12 protein-coding genes are annotated in these 15,169 nt (G+C 50.0%); 4 read left to right on the top strand and 8 right to left on the bottom strand.

Annotation, left to right across the window (positions count from 1 at the left end):
- The first annotated feature begins 241 nt into the window (after window positions 1–241).
- The 3 genes from H1S01_RS07740 to H1S01_RS07730 are packed head-to-tail and all read left to right on the top strand — an operon-like array spanning window position 242 to window position 4,388.
- On the top strand, window positions 242–730 hold the full coding sequence (locus H1S01_RS07740; RefSeq protein ID WP_188039508.1) for a MarR family winged helix-turn-helix transcriptional regulator: 489 nt from the start codon (window positions 242–244) through the stop codon (window positions 728–730).
- The gene (locus tag H1S01_RS07735) at window positions 724–2,466 is read left to right on the top strand and encodes an ABC transporter ATP-binding protein (RefSeq protein ID WP_188039507.1); all 1,743 of its coding nucleotides are present in this window, start codon (window positions 724–726) and stop codon (window positions 2,464–2,466) included. Before H1S01_RS07740 ends, H1S01_RS07735 begins: the two co-directional genes overlap by 7 nt.
- On the top strand, window positions 2,463–4,388 hold the full coding sequence (locus H1S01_RS07730) for an ABC transporter ATP-binding protein (RefSeq protein WP_188039506.1): 1,926 nt from the start codon (window positions 2,463–2,465) through the stop codon (window positions 4,386–4,388). The genes H1S01_RS07735 and H1S01_RS07730 overlap by 4 nt, the downstream gene beginning before the upstream one ends.
- Window positions 4,389–4,585: 197 nt before the next feature.
- Here H1S01_RS07730 and H1S01_RS07725 read toward each other — a convergent pair whose 3' ends face one another.
- A complete protein-coding gene (locus H1S01_RS07725) occupies window positions 4,586–5,551 on the bottom strand; it encodes an N-acetylmuramoyl-L-alanine amidase (RefSeq protein ID WP_188039505.1) in 966 nt (321 codons plus the stop codon).
- A gap of 186 nt (window positions 5,552–5,737) precedes the next feature.
- On the bottom strand, window positions 5,738–6,487 hold the full coding sequence (locus H1S01_RS07720; RefSeq protein WP_207732241.1) for a D-Ala-D-Ala carboxypeptidase family metallohydrolase: 750 nt from the start codon (window positions 6,485–6,487) through the stop codon (window positions 5,738–5,740).
- Between the two features lie 293 nt (window positions 6,488–6,780).
- Between H1S01_RS07720 and H1S01_RS07715 the strand changes: the two genes are divergently transcribed.
- A complete protein-coding gene (locus H1S01_RS07715; protein WP_188039504.1) occupies window positions 6,781–7,425 on the top strand; it encodes an FMN-dependent NADH-azoreductase in 645 nt (214 codons plus the stop codon).
- A gap of 148 nt (window positions 7,426–7,573) precedes the next feature.
- Here H1S01_RS07715 and H1S01_RS07710 read toward each other — a convergent pair whose 3' ends face one another.
- The 6 genes from H1S01_RS07710 to H1S01_RS07685 form a co-directional block, all read right to left on the bottom strand.
- Window positions 7,574–9,298: a methyl-accepting chemotaxis protein gene (locus H1S01_RS07710; RefSeq protein ID WP_188039503.1), complete on the bottom strand. Its 1,725-nt coding sequence runs from the start codon at window positions 9,296–9,298 to the stop codon at window positions 7,574–7,576.
- A gap of 485 nt (window positions 9,299–9,783) precedes the next feature.
- Complete coding sequence (locus H1S01_RS07705) at window positions 9,784–10,893, bottom strand: ABC transporter ATP-binding protein (RefSeq protein WP_188039502.1); 1,110 nt, start codon at window positions 10,891–10,893, stop codon at window positions 9,784–9,786.
- The gene (locus H1S01_RS07700) at window positions 10,890–11,690 is read right to left on the bottom strand and encodes a sulfate ABC transporter permease (RefSeq protein WP_341479057.1); all 801 of its coding nucleotides are present in this window, start codon (window positions 11,688–11,690) and stop codon (window positions 10,890–10,892) included. The genes H1S01_RS07705 and H1S01_RS07700 overlap by 4 nt, the downstream gene beginning before the upstream one ends.
- The gene (gene cysT / locus H1S01_RS07695) at window positions 11,665–12,567 is read right to left on the bottom strand and encodes a sulfate ABC transporter permease subunit CysT (RefSeq protein WP_207732240.1); all 903 of its coding nucleotides are present in this window, start codon (window positions 12,565–12,567) and stop codon (window positions 11,665–11,667) included. Before cysT ends, H1S01_RS07700 begins: the two co-directional genes overlap by 26 nt.
- 62 nt (window positions 12,568–12,629) lie before the next feature.
- Entirely contained in the window at window positions 12,630–13,718 is a 1,089-nt protein-coding gene (locus H1S01_RS07690) for a sulfate ABC transporter substrate-binding protein (RefSeq protein ID WP_188039500.1), read from the bottom strand.
- A 97-nt stretch (window positions 13,719–13,815) separates the two neighbouring features.
- Window positions 13,816–15,168 carry a sulfate adenylyltransferase subunit 1 gene (locus tag H1S01_RS07685; RefSeq protein ID WP_188039499.1) on the bottom strand — a complete coding sequence of 451 codons (1,353 nt, stop codon included), beginning with the start codon at window positions 15,166–15,168 and terminating at the stop codon, window positions 13,816–13,818.
- Between the last annotated feature and the right edge of the window lies 1 nt (window position 15,169).

Raw genomic sequence — 15,169 nt, 5'->3', positions numbered from 1 at the left:
GGTACTATTTGTTCTCTCTTGATTGGCCAAGGCTGAACGACAAAAACAAAAAGACTGCCCACTTTTCTGGTAAATCCAAAAACAGAGTAGGCGGTCTTTTTGTCTTTAAAATAGTGCATCAATAATTTCCCACCTCAGTAGGATTGACTTCGTACCAGTCTTCACAATATAATTAGTTTACCTAACAAATTAAATTCCTTGTGCCGAAAGTCTAATGAACAAAATAACTGAGGTGATCATCATGACTACCGAAACTGAAACAGCTCAACGGCTTTTACAAGCCTTTATGCAGTTTAAACGGGTCGAGTGGCATCGACGTAGCGTATTAGGGTACAAACCTAGCGAGATGAAGCTCTTGTTTTGTATTCTCCGGGGGGAAAAAACTGGTTCACCCGCCTTGAAAGTGTCGGAAATCAGTCAGTTGCTGCAGGTTACCCCTCCGACAGTGACACAACTGATTAAAGAATTGGAAGCAAGCGGACTGGTGGAACGGTCCATGGACCCTTCTGATCGCCGGTCCGTCCGGATCCGGTTGACCCAAAAAGGATCTACTGTTACGAAGCAAGCCCGTAATGAGTTCGTGAACTCTTTTCATGGACTCGTGGAATATTTGGGCGAAGCGGAAAGCCGCCAACTGGCCGACTTGCTGACCCAAGCTTTCCGTTACTTTACGACGAAAGAGGCCACCGAAAACCGGCCCTCTGTACAGGGAGAGGATGAACGATGTTAAAACTATCCCGTTTCCTTAAACCGTACCGCCTGTATATCACTTTCGTACTATCCCTGCTCTTTTTGCAGTCCCTTTCCGAACTCTACCTGCCCACCTTGATGGCCGATATTGTAAACTTGGGCATCGTGACAGGGGATGACGGATACATCCTGCGAATCGGCGGTTTCATGCTGTTGGTCGCGGCAGGAGGAACCTTTTGTTCTATCATCGCGAGCTATCTCTCTTCGAAAACCGCCTCCGGTTTCAGCCAGCTTCTCCGGAGCGCTCTTTTCAGCCATGTAGAAAACTTCTCCCTCCACGATTTCAACCGTTTCGGAACTTCCTCTTTGATCACCCGGACAACAAACGATATCAACCAATTGCAGCAGGTACTCACCATGATGCTGCGTATGATGATCAGCGCACCGTTGATGTGTATCGGCGGCATCATTATGGCGGTATACCGGGATGCCCATTTATCCTTGGTTCTGGCAGCGGTCATCCCCATCCTAACGGGAGCTATCTGGGTGGTGGCACGGAAGGGTGTTCCCCTGTTTAAAGCCATTCAGGTGAAGTTAGATAAATTGAACCTGGTCCTTCGGGAAAGTCTCATGGGGATTCGTGTCGTTCGTTCCTTCAACCGTGTCGAACACCAAAAAGAGCGCTTTTCCCAGGCGAATCTGGAACTGACCGATACGTCGACCAAAGTGAACCGGGTGATGGCTGCCTTAATGCCGATCATGATGCTCGTGATGAACTTATCGATGATCGCCATCGTTTGGTTTGGGGGCTTGCGCATCGACAGCGGAAACTTGCAGGTAGGCGATCTGATGGCCTTTATCCAGTACGCCATGCAGATTATGTTCTCGCTGATCATGCTCTCCTTTATGTTTGTGATGGTCCCCCGGGCCTCTGTGTCGGCTGCCCGGATTCAGGAAGTACTCGATACGCTCCCAACGATTACCGACCCCTCCCCGTCGATTGCCGCCCAAGCAGTCTCTACGAAGGATAACCAAGGGATCTTGGAATTTCAACATGTGACCTTTGCTTATCCGGGAGCGGAGCAACCGGTCCTTTCGGATGTTTCCTTTCAAGCAAAACGGGGTGAGATTACAGCCATCATCGGCGGTACTGGTTCTGGGAAAACCACACTGCTCAACTTGATTCCCCGCTTCTATGACGTAAAACGAGGCGCGATTCTCATCGACGGTGTCGATGTGCGTCAAACGAACCAAATTGAACTTCGCCAAAAAATCGGTTATGTTTCGCAAAAGGCACTTCTTTTTTCCGGCACCATTGCGGAAAACATCCGTTATGGAAACAACGAGGCTTCTGATGAAGCCATCGGTCGTGCTGCCCAAACGGCCCAGGCGACCGAGTTTATTGCCGGCATGAGCGACGGCATGAATTCATTTATCGACCAAGGCGGTGCCAATCTGTCAGGCGGACAAAAACAGCGCCTTTCCATCGCTCGCGCCTTGGCGAGAAAAGCCGAGATTTACCTCTTTGACGATAGCTTTTCTGCCTTGGATTTTAAAACCGATGCTCAGTTGCGAGCTGCTCTGAAATCTGAAACAGCAGATGCTACCGTACTTCTGGTGGCGCAGCGGGTCTCCACCGTGATGGACGCCAACCGCATTGTTGTTTTGGATGAGGGCCGCATTGCCGGGATCGGTACGCACCGAGAATTGATGAAATCCTGCACGGTATACCAAGAAATCGTCGCATCACAGCTTTCCGAGGAGGAAGTCGCATGAGTGAAGAACGTAAAATGGGGGCTTCAAAGCCTCGGGGAGGGAGCAATCCACGCCCTCGTATCGGTCCCAGACCCGGTCCGGGAGCCGGTCCCGGCTCGGGTCCTCCCATGGGGATGCCCGTGCAAAAAGCGAAAGACTTTAAAGGAACCTTGCGCCGCTTAGCGGCCTATTTGCTTCCCCATCGAACTCCCTTGATCGCCGTACTGGTTACAGCGATCCTGAGCACTCTTTTTACCATCGTCAGTCCCAAAATCTTGGGCACTGCAACAACCAAGCTTTTTGAAGGACTGATGCTGAAGCTTCGCGGTATGCCCGGTGCTGGGATTGACTTCACCTATATCTCCCAAATCTTGCTCCTCCTGGCCGGGCTCTACGGACTGAGTGCCCTTTTCGGCTATTTGCAGCAATATATCATGGCCGGTGTGGCTCAAAAGACAGTCTACGCGCTGCGGCAGGATGTGAACGAGAAACTGTCCCGTCTTCCCCTGCAGTATTTCGATAGCAACGCCCACGGCGAAACCTTGAGCCGAGCCGTCAATGACGTAGACAACATCAGCAACACTTTGAGCCAAAGCCTGACCCAGCTGATCACATCGGTAGTGACCATTCTCGGGATCATTATCATGATGCTGACGATCAGCCCGCTCATGACGTTGATTCTCCTGTTAACCTTACCGCTCAGCGTCTTCGTGGTCAAAGGCATCGCCACCCGTTCTCAATCCCATTTTATAAACCAGCAAAAAACACTGGGGGAACTGAACGGTCACATCGAAGAAATGTACACCGGTCACCCCATCGTCAAAGCCTTTGGGCAGGAACCACAGGCGATCGAGAATTTTAACGAAATCAACGAAAGACTCTTCGACGCGGGATGGCGTGCCCAGTTTATCTCCGGCATCATCATGCCGCTGATGATGTTTATCAACAACATCGGTTATGTCCTTGTCTGTGTCGTCGGCGGTATCCTCGTTACCCGCGGCTCGATTCAAATTGGCGACGTGCAAGCCTTTATTCAATACGCCCGCCAGTTTTCACAACCGATCACCCAAACCGCCAATATTGCCAATGTGATCCAGTCTACCATTGCGTCGGCCGAACGAGTCTTCGAACTGCTTGATGAGACGGAAGAGGTTCCCGACGCAGCCGAAGCAGAAATTATCACCCAGCCAGAAGGTAAGGTTAGCTTTGAAAAGGTCAACTTCAGCTATAAAAAAGACCAACCGCTCATTGAAGACATGGATATCGACGTCCAACCGGGCCAAACGGTCGCTATCGTCGGACCCACCGGCGCCGGTAAAACGACACTGATCAACCTGTTGATGCGCTTTTATGAAGTCGATGACGGCCAGATCACCGTGGATGGGGTCGATATCCGCCGTCTCGATCGGGGAAACCTGCGCAGTCTCTTCGGCATGGTCCTTCAGGACACCTGGCTCTTCAATGGAACCATACGGGAGAACATCGCCTATGGACGGGAAGGAGCCACGGAGGAAGAGATCGTTCAAGCGGCTCAAGCGGCGAACGCCGATCACTTCATCCGTACCTTGCCGGAGGGATATGACACGCTCTTGAATGAAGAAGCCTCGAACATCTCCCAAGGCCAGAAACAGTTGCTGACGATCGCCCGGGCTCTGCTGGCCGATCCGGCCATCCTCATTCTTGACGAAGCCACCAGCAGTGTCGATACGCGCACAGAGGTACTGATTCAAAAAGCGATGGGACGGCTGATGAAAGGACGGACCAGTTTCGTCATCGCCCACCGCTTGTCGACCATTCGGGACGCCGACTTAATTCTTGTCATGAATCAGGGCCGTGTGATCGAGAAAGGCAACCATGGGCAGTTGCTCGCCAAAGGCGGTTTCTATGCCGACCTTTACAACAGCCAGTTTGCAAGTCGAGGTGCCCAACAAAAGGCGGGGTAAATTCGTTTATAGGGCGGATTTTCCCTTGCTGGGTTATTACTGAATTGAGACGAAAGGCCTGTGAATTTTAATAATATAGCCCCTTATAATGAAAAACCCCGCAAGTTTAGTTGCGGGGTTTTTTCCAGTGGCATTGGGGATATTGACGATAAAACTGAAAAACGTCTCCTTACTTACTAGGAACTACGGGTGAACTTTTACATTGATGAAGTCAAATATTTCTCTATCCCAACAATAATCCCATCGGCCACCTTCTGCTGGTAGGCAGGAGATCGAAGCAATTTTTCTTCGGCGGGATTGCTGATAAATGCCGTTTCTACTAAGACTGACGGTAAGTCGTCCCTGCAAAGCACCCACAAGTTTCCGCGCTTCACCCCCCTGTCGGTAAGCTGGGTTCGATCTATGACAGTCGACTGAATCGTCTGCGCCAGGGAGCGAAAGGTATCATAGCGGTAAAAAGTTTCGGTGCCTTTTGCTACGGCATTATCAGAGGAGTTGGCGTGAATGCTCACAAATATGTCGGGCTGATAAGTTTGACTCGCGTCGACGCGCTCTTGAAGTCCTACAAAATTATCGGAAGAACGGGTCATGACCACGTTGATATGGTCTGCCGACAGCCGGTTTTGTACCATTTTAGCGATGGCTAATACCACATCTTTCTCATTAACACCACTATGACCGATAGCGCCTGTATCATAACCGCCATGTCCCGCATCGATCATCACCTTATAGGGAGTGTTTCTGCTCTTCCCTACGATAACTTGATAATCTTGGGCGTCAAAAAATACGGGACAGTTGAGCATTTCCGCTACGACTCGAAGCGGCACCATGGTCCGGTTATTGACGATCCTGGCGGGAACATCAATTTGTTTTGCCGTACCATTGAGCAAAACTTCTTTACTGCCGATTTTGACTTCAATATGTACATTGTCCTTTGTGATTATCGCTGATTGCTTCTTTGAAGACCAGTCCACCGTAGCACCGAGATTTTCCGATATGATCCGCAAAGGGACTAAGGTACGTCCAGAGACGATCATCGGGGGGACATCCGGTTGAAGCACCTTCCCTGCCAAGACGATATCTAGGGATTTCGCCTGACAAGGAGTAACGAAAAGACCCAGCAGAAGGATTGTGAGTACCCACTTTTTCAATTCTTTCACCATACCTAACATCTCGTAAACAAGGTCAGTTTTGCTCGTTTTTCGTATTTTATGTACTATTTATTATAGATCATAAGTTAAGCGTCAGTATGATTGTCAGAATATACAGAAGCTTGCTCAAATCCCTCAGTTTTGTAATTGCGATAGAAAAAAGCTCAGAGGTAAACCCCTGAGCGTAAGAAAGAGTCACTATTCCCACCACCAAAAGGTGGCCCCGTAGTTATATTCGATTCGGTTGTCAAGATGAACAAAGTCATCGTGGATGATGATTCCACTAAAACCACAGGTTTTGGCGAGTGTGCTGACTTTGGATGCGCTTTGACCGACGACGGCAACATCGGCTGCGATCCCATACTGGTGCTGGCTTTGGTCAGCAGATCCGCTCACAGCCGTATTGTGGCTGACACTGCGATATCCGGAGTTGATAATTACTGGCTGATCGCCCGCTTTTTTGCGCAAGGCTTCTAACTTCCACATCATACGACGAACATTCTCTTTCACTGTAGCGGCATCGACCATACCGCCGGAGAACTGGCTGCCGTCTTGGGAGTAGAACTCATTCCAGTCAAAATGCTTCGTGGAATGATCACTGTCTTCCAGATTGTTCAGAGCCTGTTCTGTCTGCGGTCCGACGACGCCGTCCGCCGTCAATCCGTAAGCCCGTTGAAAGCGCACAACTGCCGCTTTCGTCTGTTCCCCGAATACACCGTCGGCATCGACATAGCTGTTAGAAGGCCAGTCTGCCGCAAATCCCGCCACCCGGATTTGTAATTCTTTCACATCACTACCCTGGTCGCCTACTTGTAACGTCCTCGACCAGGAATAGGCAGCTTGTGCTTGCCCGGGAAGGATGACGGCTGAAAACAGAGCCAAGGAGAAGAACATACACAAAAACAATCCGAAGCGCATGAAATTCGACTTCTTTGTGAAATGATTCAAACTTGGTTGCAGCCTCCTTTCGGGAATCTCAACTTAATTATATAAAATATTAACCTGTTATTGTTGGATCAAATAAAGGAAGTCCCAGATCACCGGTTTACGGACATAAATAAACAACTCTCCCTGCGAGGGCTCTCATCCAATGAGTTTCGGTTGCTCTTTTACCTAATGGGACATGTCACCAAGTTTAGGGGATGTCCACAATCAATTTTGGCAGAATAGCACGATGACAGGGAGTTCAGATTAAAGATAAGGCCTAACGATGGATGGCTTTCGTTGGAAAGGGGACGACCATGGCTAAGGTACTTTATATCACCGCGAATCCAAAAGCCGAAAAGGAATCGCTGAGTCTTACCGTCGGCCGCACTTTTTTAGATACCTATCGTCAAAAAGCCCCGCAAGATCAAATCGTCGAAATAGACCTCTACCAAACAGACCTCCCTATGATCGATCCGGACGTTTTCAGCGCCTGGGGAAAACTGCAGAAAGGCGAAGACTTCGATCGACTTTCCGCTGAGGAGAAACGCAAAGTATCCCGTATGAACGAACTGGCTGACCAATTCATCGCCGCCGACAAATGCATCTTTGTAACTCCTCTATGGAACCTCAGTATACCGCCGAGAATGAAAGCCTACATCGATTCGATCTGTATCGCCGGAAAAACCTTTAAATACACCGAACAAGGGCCTGTCGGCTTGTTGCAAGGAAAAAAGGCGGTTCACATCCAAGCTCGCGGCGGCGTATACAGTGAGGGACCGGCAAAGGACTTTGAGTTTGGCGATCGGTATCTCCGAGCCATCTTGACATTCCTCGGAGTTGACGTTTCAAATTCAGTGATTATCGAAGGAGCCGATTATTTCGTCGATCAGAGACAGCAAATACTGGATAAAGCCCTAGAAAAGGCGATGGTAGCTTCCGGGCTTTTTGCCCAAGGCTAGTGAGGATAGGATCGATTAAAAAGTGACAGGCCTGTTTCCACCATGGAACAGACCTGTCACTTTTTCTATAAAGTCATAAAGCTACCTGGGTTTTAGGTAATCCTAGCGGTTTTCCCTACATGGTATATAACCGACAAACTTCAAAAAACTATACTTGAAAGTGGTCTACCCTGTTCTGTAATCGTTCCGCCATGCGGTTTAAGTGAGTAGCCGAAGCGGAAATTTCTTGGATCGCTGCACTCTGTTCGTCGACAGCTGCTGCCACCGCTTGGGAACGACCCGCCGTATCTTTGCTGATAGAAAAAACTTTCCCCATGGAAGTCACGATATGCTGACTGCCCTCAGCCATCTCTTGGACTGCAGAAAAGACTTCCTGCAGTTGCGGCGTTACCTTTCCGATCAATTCAGCGATAATCATAAAACCTTGGCCTGACCGATTGACGATTTCCGTTCCTTCCTGGACTTCACGAGTTCCTTCACTCATGACCTGAACAGCCAGGACCGTTTCGCGTTGGATTTCCCCGATGAGAGTCGCGATTTTCTTGGTGGCCAATTGAGACTCTTCAGCGAGTTTTCTGACCTCTTCTGCTACGACAGCAAAACCACGTCCATGATCTCCCGCATGGGCCGCTTCTATGGCCGCGTTCAACGCTAATAGATTCGTTTGCTCAGCGATGCCCGATATCAAATCTACGATTTGGCCAATCTCTTTTGAACGCTGACCTAAGTGACTGACCACCTGAGCCGAATGGGTCACTGTTTTTTCGAGGCTGCCAATCTGGGAAATTGCCGCGTGGACTGCTTTCCCACCCTCTTGGGCCAGATTGGCCATTTGATTGGACAAAATAGATACTTCGCCAACATGGTTCGCGATTTGTTGAACACCATCGGAAATGTGATCGACGACAGTGGATGCGTCGTTGACAGAGCGAAGTTGATCTTCGGCTCCTTGAGAAACAGTAACCATGGATTCGGATACTTGTTTCGAAGCTCTCGCCGATTGATCGGCCGCCATCGACAGTTGAAGTGACGATTCGTTTAACCGCGTAGAGGAAGATTTTATATCATTGATCACGTTCTTGAGGGCATTTTGCATCTCATTAAACGCTCGGGAGAGATCGGCAAATTCGTCTTGACCGATGATGTCCATTGGATGGCGTAAGTCTCCCCCCGCCAATCGTTGTGCGCCCGAAACCATTCGCGTGATCGGTTTATGAATCATCCGGGTAAATATAAATGCAAGGACGACGCCGAGGACCGTCGTCAAAGCCGTACTGAGAAAGGCTAGGGTCACATAGAAGGTCACTTTTTCTTGTGTCGATGAGATGTTTGCTTCAGCGATCTGCTCATTTTCAGCAGAGTAAGTTTCCAGTGTTTTCGTGATATGTTCTGTGAGTGGGATCATTTTTTTGGCGATAGCAAAAGTATCCTCTTTGAGTTTTTTTGCTTGTTCGATGTCCCCCTTTTGTAATTGTTCTTGTTGGGCGCGGACGACAGGAAAAAGCTCTACAAGAAGTAAAGAACGATACTGATTCGTAACCTTAATCAATTTCTCTACATCTTCCTTTTTGTCCGGCGGACTTATTTCCAATAGCTGTTTTTGCTTTTCTAAACTTCCGAAGATATGTTCTTCTGCTTGCTGGCAAAACTTTTCATCTCCATAAGAGATAAATCCCCGGACAGCCAGTACAGCACTAAGATAATCGTTTAGGATATGAGATTGAAGATCTTTATTTCGGTTCGCCCAAAAGATCGCCTCGGTATTCCCCTGTATCGATCGCAGCGATAAAAAGGAGTTTCCACCAAGAAAAATAACCATCAAAAGAATCACGAAAAACCCAAGGCTGATTTTCATCCCTACAGTGATGCGCATCGCCTACGTCCTCCCTAATCGCCCTTTTATATACGGTGGCTATTTGCGCTTTATCACTACATCGCTTTCCCATGTTCTTTCGCTCCTTTCTTTCTTCGTAAAAAAAAGACCGCCTTGTCCCTGCGTTTCGGAAAAACCGGTGAAGTCCCGGTTTCCGTCAGGAAGAAGTCGGCCTCTGGCGATCCAGTCAGCACACTATACCGATGTATTTACTATGTTTAGTATAGAGAGGACCAGGCAAACCGTCAATCAGTTACCAGTAAATTTTTATCATTAAGCCATTGACACCGCCTGTTAGCGGCTGAGTTGATTGACACATTTCCCAAGCAAATCGGTCATTCTAAAAAAGCAACATCAAGCGTACGCAAGCAGATTGGCCCTACGCTTGATCCTACTATGTTAATCCTACTATTTTGCTTTTTTCGCCCATCTTAGTGATGTAATAAGCTTTTCGATTCGCCTGTTCGCGAGTTACCTGGAGAAAATTATACCGCCTCGCCGACAGGGAACATGGACTCCCCTTGCACGGCCTTGCGGGTTAGTTCAACGGCTGTCTCCAACTGACCGGAACTATCAAAGGTTCTATACGCTTTGATCTGAAGGGCGACACGATCTTTGGGGTGCAAGCCGATTCCCTGGCTTTTCGGCACATGAGCGGTGATGCGGATGAGATCGGCCAATTCCAAATCGACTTTGAAAAATTCGCCAAGAAAAGTTGTCTGCAGCACCATGGCCTGGATATCTTCTTGGGCTGACCAAGGGACTAGGCTTACATCTTCCGGTCGGATCACGACGATCACCTTGCGTCCTTCTTGATGTTTTATCGGAAATTTTAATACACCCAGATCGGTAAATCCATTTTTAACGCCTGTCTGGTAACGATTGATCTCCCCGACGAACCCGGCTACGAAGGGGGTTTGCGGGCTGTTGTAGACTTCTTGCGGAGTTCCCAACTGCTCGACTTGTCCTTGTTTAAACACGACGATCCGGTCGGCAATCTCCAGGGCCTCTTGTTGATCATGGGTGACGAAGATGCTCGTAATGCCCATTTCTTTTTGGAGGTTTCGGACCCATGCCCGCAATTCCTTCCGCAGTTGCGCATCGATGGCAGCGAAAGGCTCGTCAAGAAGAAGCAAGCGCGGTTCTGTTGCCAAAGCCCTCGCTAGAGCAACCCGCTGGCGCTGACCGCCCGAAAGCTGATCGGGCAGCCGCTGTTCCAATCCCTTCAGATCGACACGGCGCAGCAATTCTGTTACCCGTTCCCGGATATAGGCAGAGTTTCTTCTTTGTACCCGCAACCCAAAGGCGATGTTTTCGAAGACATTCATGTGTTTAAATAAGGCGTAGTTTTGGAAGACGAAACCAATCTGGCGCTCTTGGGGCGGCAAGTGATCGACCCGACGGCCGGAAAGGTAAATCTCTCCGCTGGAAGGGGTCTCTAAGCCGGCGATCATCCGTAACATCGTTGTTTTTCCGCCGCCGCTAGGCCCTAAAAAGGCGGTCATTTCCCCTTCGAGCAACTCAAAACTCACATCCTGCACAGCCCGATGACCGTCTGCAAAGACTTTGCTTAGCTTGCGCACCTCGATACTCATGCACGTTTCCCCTCCCCATATTTTTTGAGCGTTTCCATGAGCACGAGAATGATGACGGAGATCGTGCATAAGAGAATCGAAACCGAATAAGCCCCGGCCGAATTAAAGTCAGCCGCCGCTTGATACACATAGAGCGTCGCCGACTGAGTTTGTTTGATCAGGTTGCCTGAAACAACGAGCACTGCACCGAATTCACCGAGAGACCGGGCCACAGTCAATACGATCCCATAGAGGATACCGCCGCGAATCGACGGAAGGGTCACGTGCCAGAAGGTCGTCCAGTTCCCAGCCCCTAGCATATGAGCCGCCTGCTCTTGCCACGTTCCAGCTTCCTGAAGCACCGGCACCAGTTCTCGGACCATGAATGGGAACGTCACAAACAAAGTCGCCAAGATCATCCCCGGTAAAGCGAAGATGATCTTAAACCCCATCTGACCGGTAAAGGCGCCGATCAAGCTGTTCGGTCCGTACAGTAAAACGAGCATAAATCCAGCGATGACCGGCGAAACGGCAAAGGGAAGATCGACGATTGTGTTGAGAATCGTCACTCCGGGGAAAGGATGCCGAACGATCAGCAGCGCCGTCAAGATCCCGAAAAGCGTGTTAAGAACCACGACGATCACGGTAATTAAAAGGGTAAGTTTCAACGCAAAAATCGCTTCCGGCCGTACCAGTTCCCTCCAAAGGGCCGATGCTCCTTCCCCGTAGGCGCTCCAAATAAGCGCACCGATCGGTCCAAACAGCATGAGCAGAAACCAGAGGTAGGTAAAGCTAGATAGCCCAATTCTCAAATTCACTGTTTTTCTCCTTTCTGCCCATGCCGGCTTTCGCCAACAGTCGCTGCCACCAGCCATAGCGTTGGCGATTCAGGAGATAGTTCTGATAGAACAAGAGCAGAAACGAAAAGATGAGCAAAATCAACGATACGGTACCTGCGTTGTTCAAGCTCCCGCTTTCGATCTCTCCATAGATGAAGACAGCAGCCGTCTGCGTCTTAAAGGGAATGTTGCCGGCGACCATCACGACAGAACCGAACTCGGCGAGCGCTCGAGAGAAGGTCAGCGTAAACCCGGACAGAATGCCTGGTAGGATTGTGGGCAGGACCACACGAAAAAAAATCTGCCAGCGGCCCGCACCCAGGATCTTCGCCGCCTCGATCATTTCGACACCCATGTCCTCCAAAATCGGTTGTACCGATCGAATGACAAAGGGGAATGTCACAAAGATCATCGCCAGAACAATACCTGGAGGTGCATAGACGACTTCGATCCCTTTCGCTTGTAAAGCTCCCCCTAAGATACTTTTGGGACCGAACATCACCAACAGCATTAAACCACTGACAGCTGTAGGGATGGCGAAGGGAAGATCGACCATGGCATTGAGAATCTTCTTCCCCGGCAATGGGTAGCGAACGAGTACATAGGCTGAAATGGTCCCGGCAACGGTATTGATGACGGCCGTAAGCAGCGCTAGCGTTATCGTTAATTTCATTGAAAATAAAGCGGAGGGGTTGAGCAGTGCCCGTTGGAAACCGCTCCACCCCTGCCCGAAGGTACTATGAACGAGTTGCCCAATGGGCAGCAGGATCAACAACAATACATAGCCGATGACCACGCTGCCCATGACCATTTTCGAAAGATCGTAACGTCGCCGGAACAGTGGCTGTTCTCTCATCGATGTCCCTCCCAAGTAAAAACCCACCGTTCCGCAACCATTTGATTACTGCGAAACTACTTTTACTGACGTTGCTCGGCCACTTCCGTCCAAACACCATTCGGTCCGTAGAGCGTTTCGAGTACTTTCGGCCAGCCGCCCAAATAATCGATGGTGAATAGTTGAGATGGTTGTGGGAATTTGGCTTTGTTAGCTTCGGCCACTTCCGGGTCAACAGAACGGAAACCGTATTTCGCGAAAGCTTCCTGCGCTTCTTTGGACCAGAGGAAATCGACGAATGCTTCCACCACTTCCCGGTTGCCGTGTTTATCGACGTTCTTGTCGATAAGAGCGACGGGGTTTTCGATTAGGATCGTCGCGTTAGGGTAGATGATATCGTAGATCGGCGATTCCATATTGCGCAAAAGCAGTTCGTTCTCATAGGTAACGACCACATCACCTAACCCTTTTTCGAAGGTCGTCATAGATTCGCGGCCGCTCTTATCCATGACTTTGACGTTCTTTTGAATATTCGCCAGCAATTCTTTAGCTGATTGCTTATCAGGGGTACCGCTCTTGCCTTCAGACTTTTTGAGACCTGCTCCGTAGATCGCGTTCACGTCCCACATGGCACCGCCGGAAGTACGAGGACTCGGATAGAGCACAGCTACACCCGGCTTAGCTAAGTCTTCCCAGTCTTTAATTCCTTTGGGATTCCCCTTTTTCACACCGAAGGCTACGACGGAACGAGTGATCATCCCTTTTTGTTGTTTCGCCTTCCAATCGTGGGTGATGAGGCCCGCTTTGGTGACCACATCGATATCCCCCTCCAGCGATAAAGCGGCCACATCCGCCTCTAGGCCTGAGGCGATCGCTTTCGCTTGGGCTCCAGAGCCCACATAAGACTCGGAAAATTTCACATCCTGTCCGGTTTTCTCTTTCCATTTCTTCTGGAAAGCTGGAATGATCTCTTTTTGGTAGGCTTCCTTCGGAACGGTGTAGGCAGCTAAGACAATCTCGGCAGTCTTTCCATCTCCAGAGGTTGCCGAAGTATTTGCGGCACCTGTTTTATCGCCGCCACCGCAACCGGTCAGCACCACACTCATCACCAAGCCACCGATCGCTATCAAGGCGGCCGATTTGGATAACCACCCTTTACGGACCTCTTTCATCTTCCTACGCCTCCCCATTCGTTCTTTTGTTTTTGCGCCAATGCGCCGTTGATGCTCTATTTAAATAGGCGGTAATGGGCGATCGACGAGTGATTGACTACTGATTGACGACAATACTACGCTTCAATTTTTTTCGTAGCACTAAGGGCTTCGCCGCACCGGCCGGGCTTTTCTCTTTCTCCTGATGGTCATCGGTGGATTGTTCGCCGGCGAGTCCGGTGATGATCCCTCCACCACATACCTCATATCCATCCATCAACACAAACCGTCCCGTTTCGGGAACGCCGGTAAAGGGGTCAAAGGCCAGTGGCTGCTTTGCCTCCAAGGTGACTTCACCGACGAAGTTGGCCGGAACGCCCCCTTCAACAGATATGACCGACAAATCACCGGAGTCATAGACACGATGGATGGTCTTTACCTCGCAACTGGTTTCTTGCGTCGTAATTTTAATCGTGTAGCGTCGATCCATGACCAAGGGGTTGCGGCCCAGCCAGTAGACGTTGGCGGTAAGATGAGTACCCACCAGCGGCGGCGCATCGCTATTGGTGATCAAGGTTCCCCGTTCTAAAAAGAGCGGATCTTCAAGGGTGACACCGACGGACAAACCCTGCACCAGTTCGATCGGAGGTTCCGAAAGGTTCCATGATTCCAGTGTCTTGATGCGAGTTCGGGTGCCTTGGGGCCAGCAGACTATTTCGTCGCCAGCTTTCAGCGTTCCGCTCTCCAGGCGGCCGGCGATGATCCGCCGGTGATCGAATTTGTATACATCCTGCACAGGCAGGCGAACGGGCGCATCGTGACTGCTGTGTTCGATCGTTAACGCATCCATCGTATCGATGATCGTCAGACCGGCGTACCATGTCAGATTTGATGAGCGGTGAACGATGTTTTCTCCGAATTTGGCAGCGATGGGGATATAGGACCGGGCCACCAGACCGGCGTTGGCGAGGGCAGCTTGGCAGTCTGTGACAATTTGGTCGAAGGACTCTTGATCGTAGTCGAGAAGATCCATTTTATTGATGACCACATGGACTTGACGAACGCCCAGCAGTTTGAGAATCGAGGCATGCCTCCGGGTTTGCTCCCGTACGCCTTCCTGTGCGTCGATAAGGAGGAAGGCGGCGTCGGCGTCGGAAGCACCGCTGATCATGTTTTTCAAAAACTCTTTGTGGCCCGGCGCATCGATGATGACATAGTCTCGCTTTTCGCTGTGAAACTGGATTCGAGTCGTATCGATAGTGATGCCTTGTGATTGCTCTTCTTCGAGGGCATCTAACAAAAAGGCGTATTCCATTTCCTTGCCTTGTTCTGTGCAGCGGCGTTGAACGGCAGAGATCCGATCTTGCGGTACACTGGCTGTATCGGCCAGCAAACGGCCGATGAGTGTTGACTTCCCATGGTCCACATGGCCGACGATGACGATTTTTAATGTTTCTTGGCTCCGGCTCATC

The organism is Heliobacterium chlorum (genome assembly GCF_014502795.1).
In the GTDB taxonomy this organism is placed as follows: Bacteria; Bacillota; Desulfitobacteriia; order Heliobacteriales; family Heliobacteriaceae; genus Heliobacterium; species Heliobacterium chlorum.
Note: the sequence above shows the minus strand (reverse complement) of the source record. Positions and strands in the feature narration are given on the sequence as shown.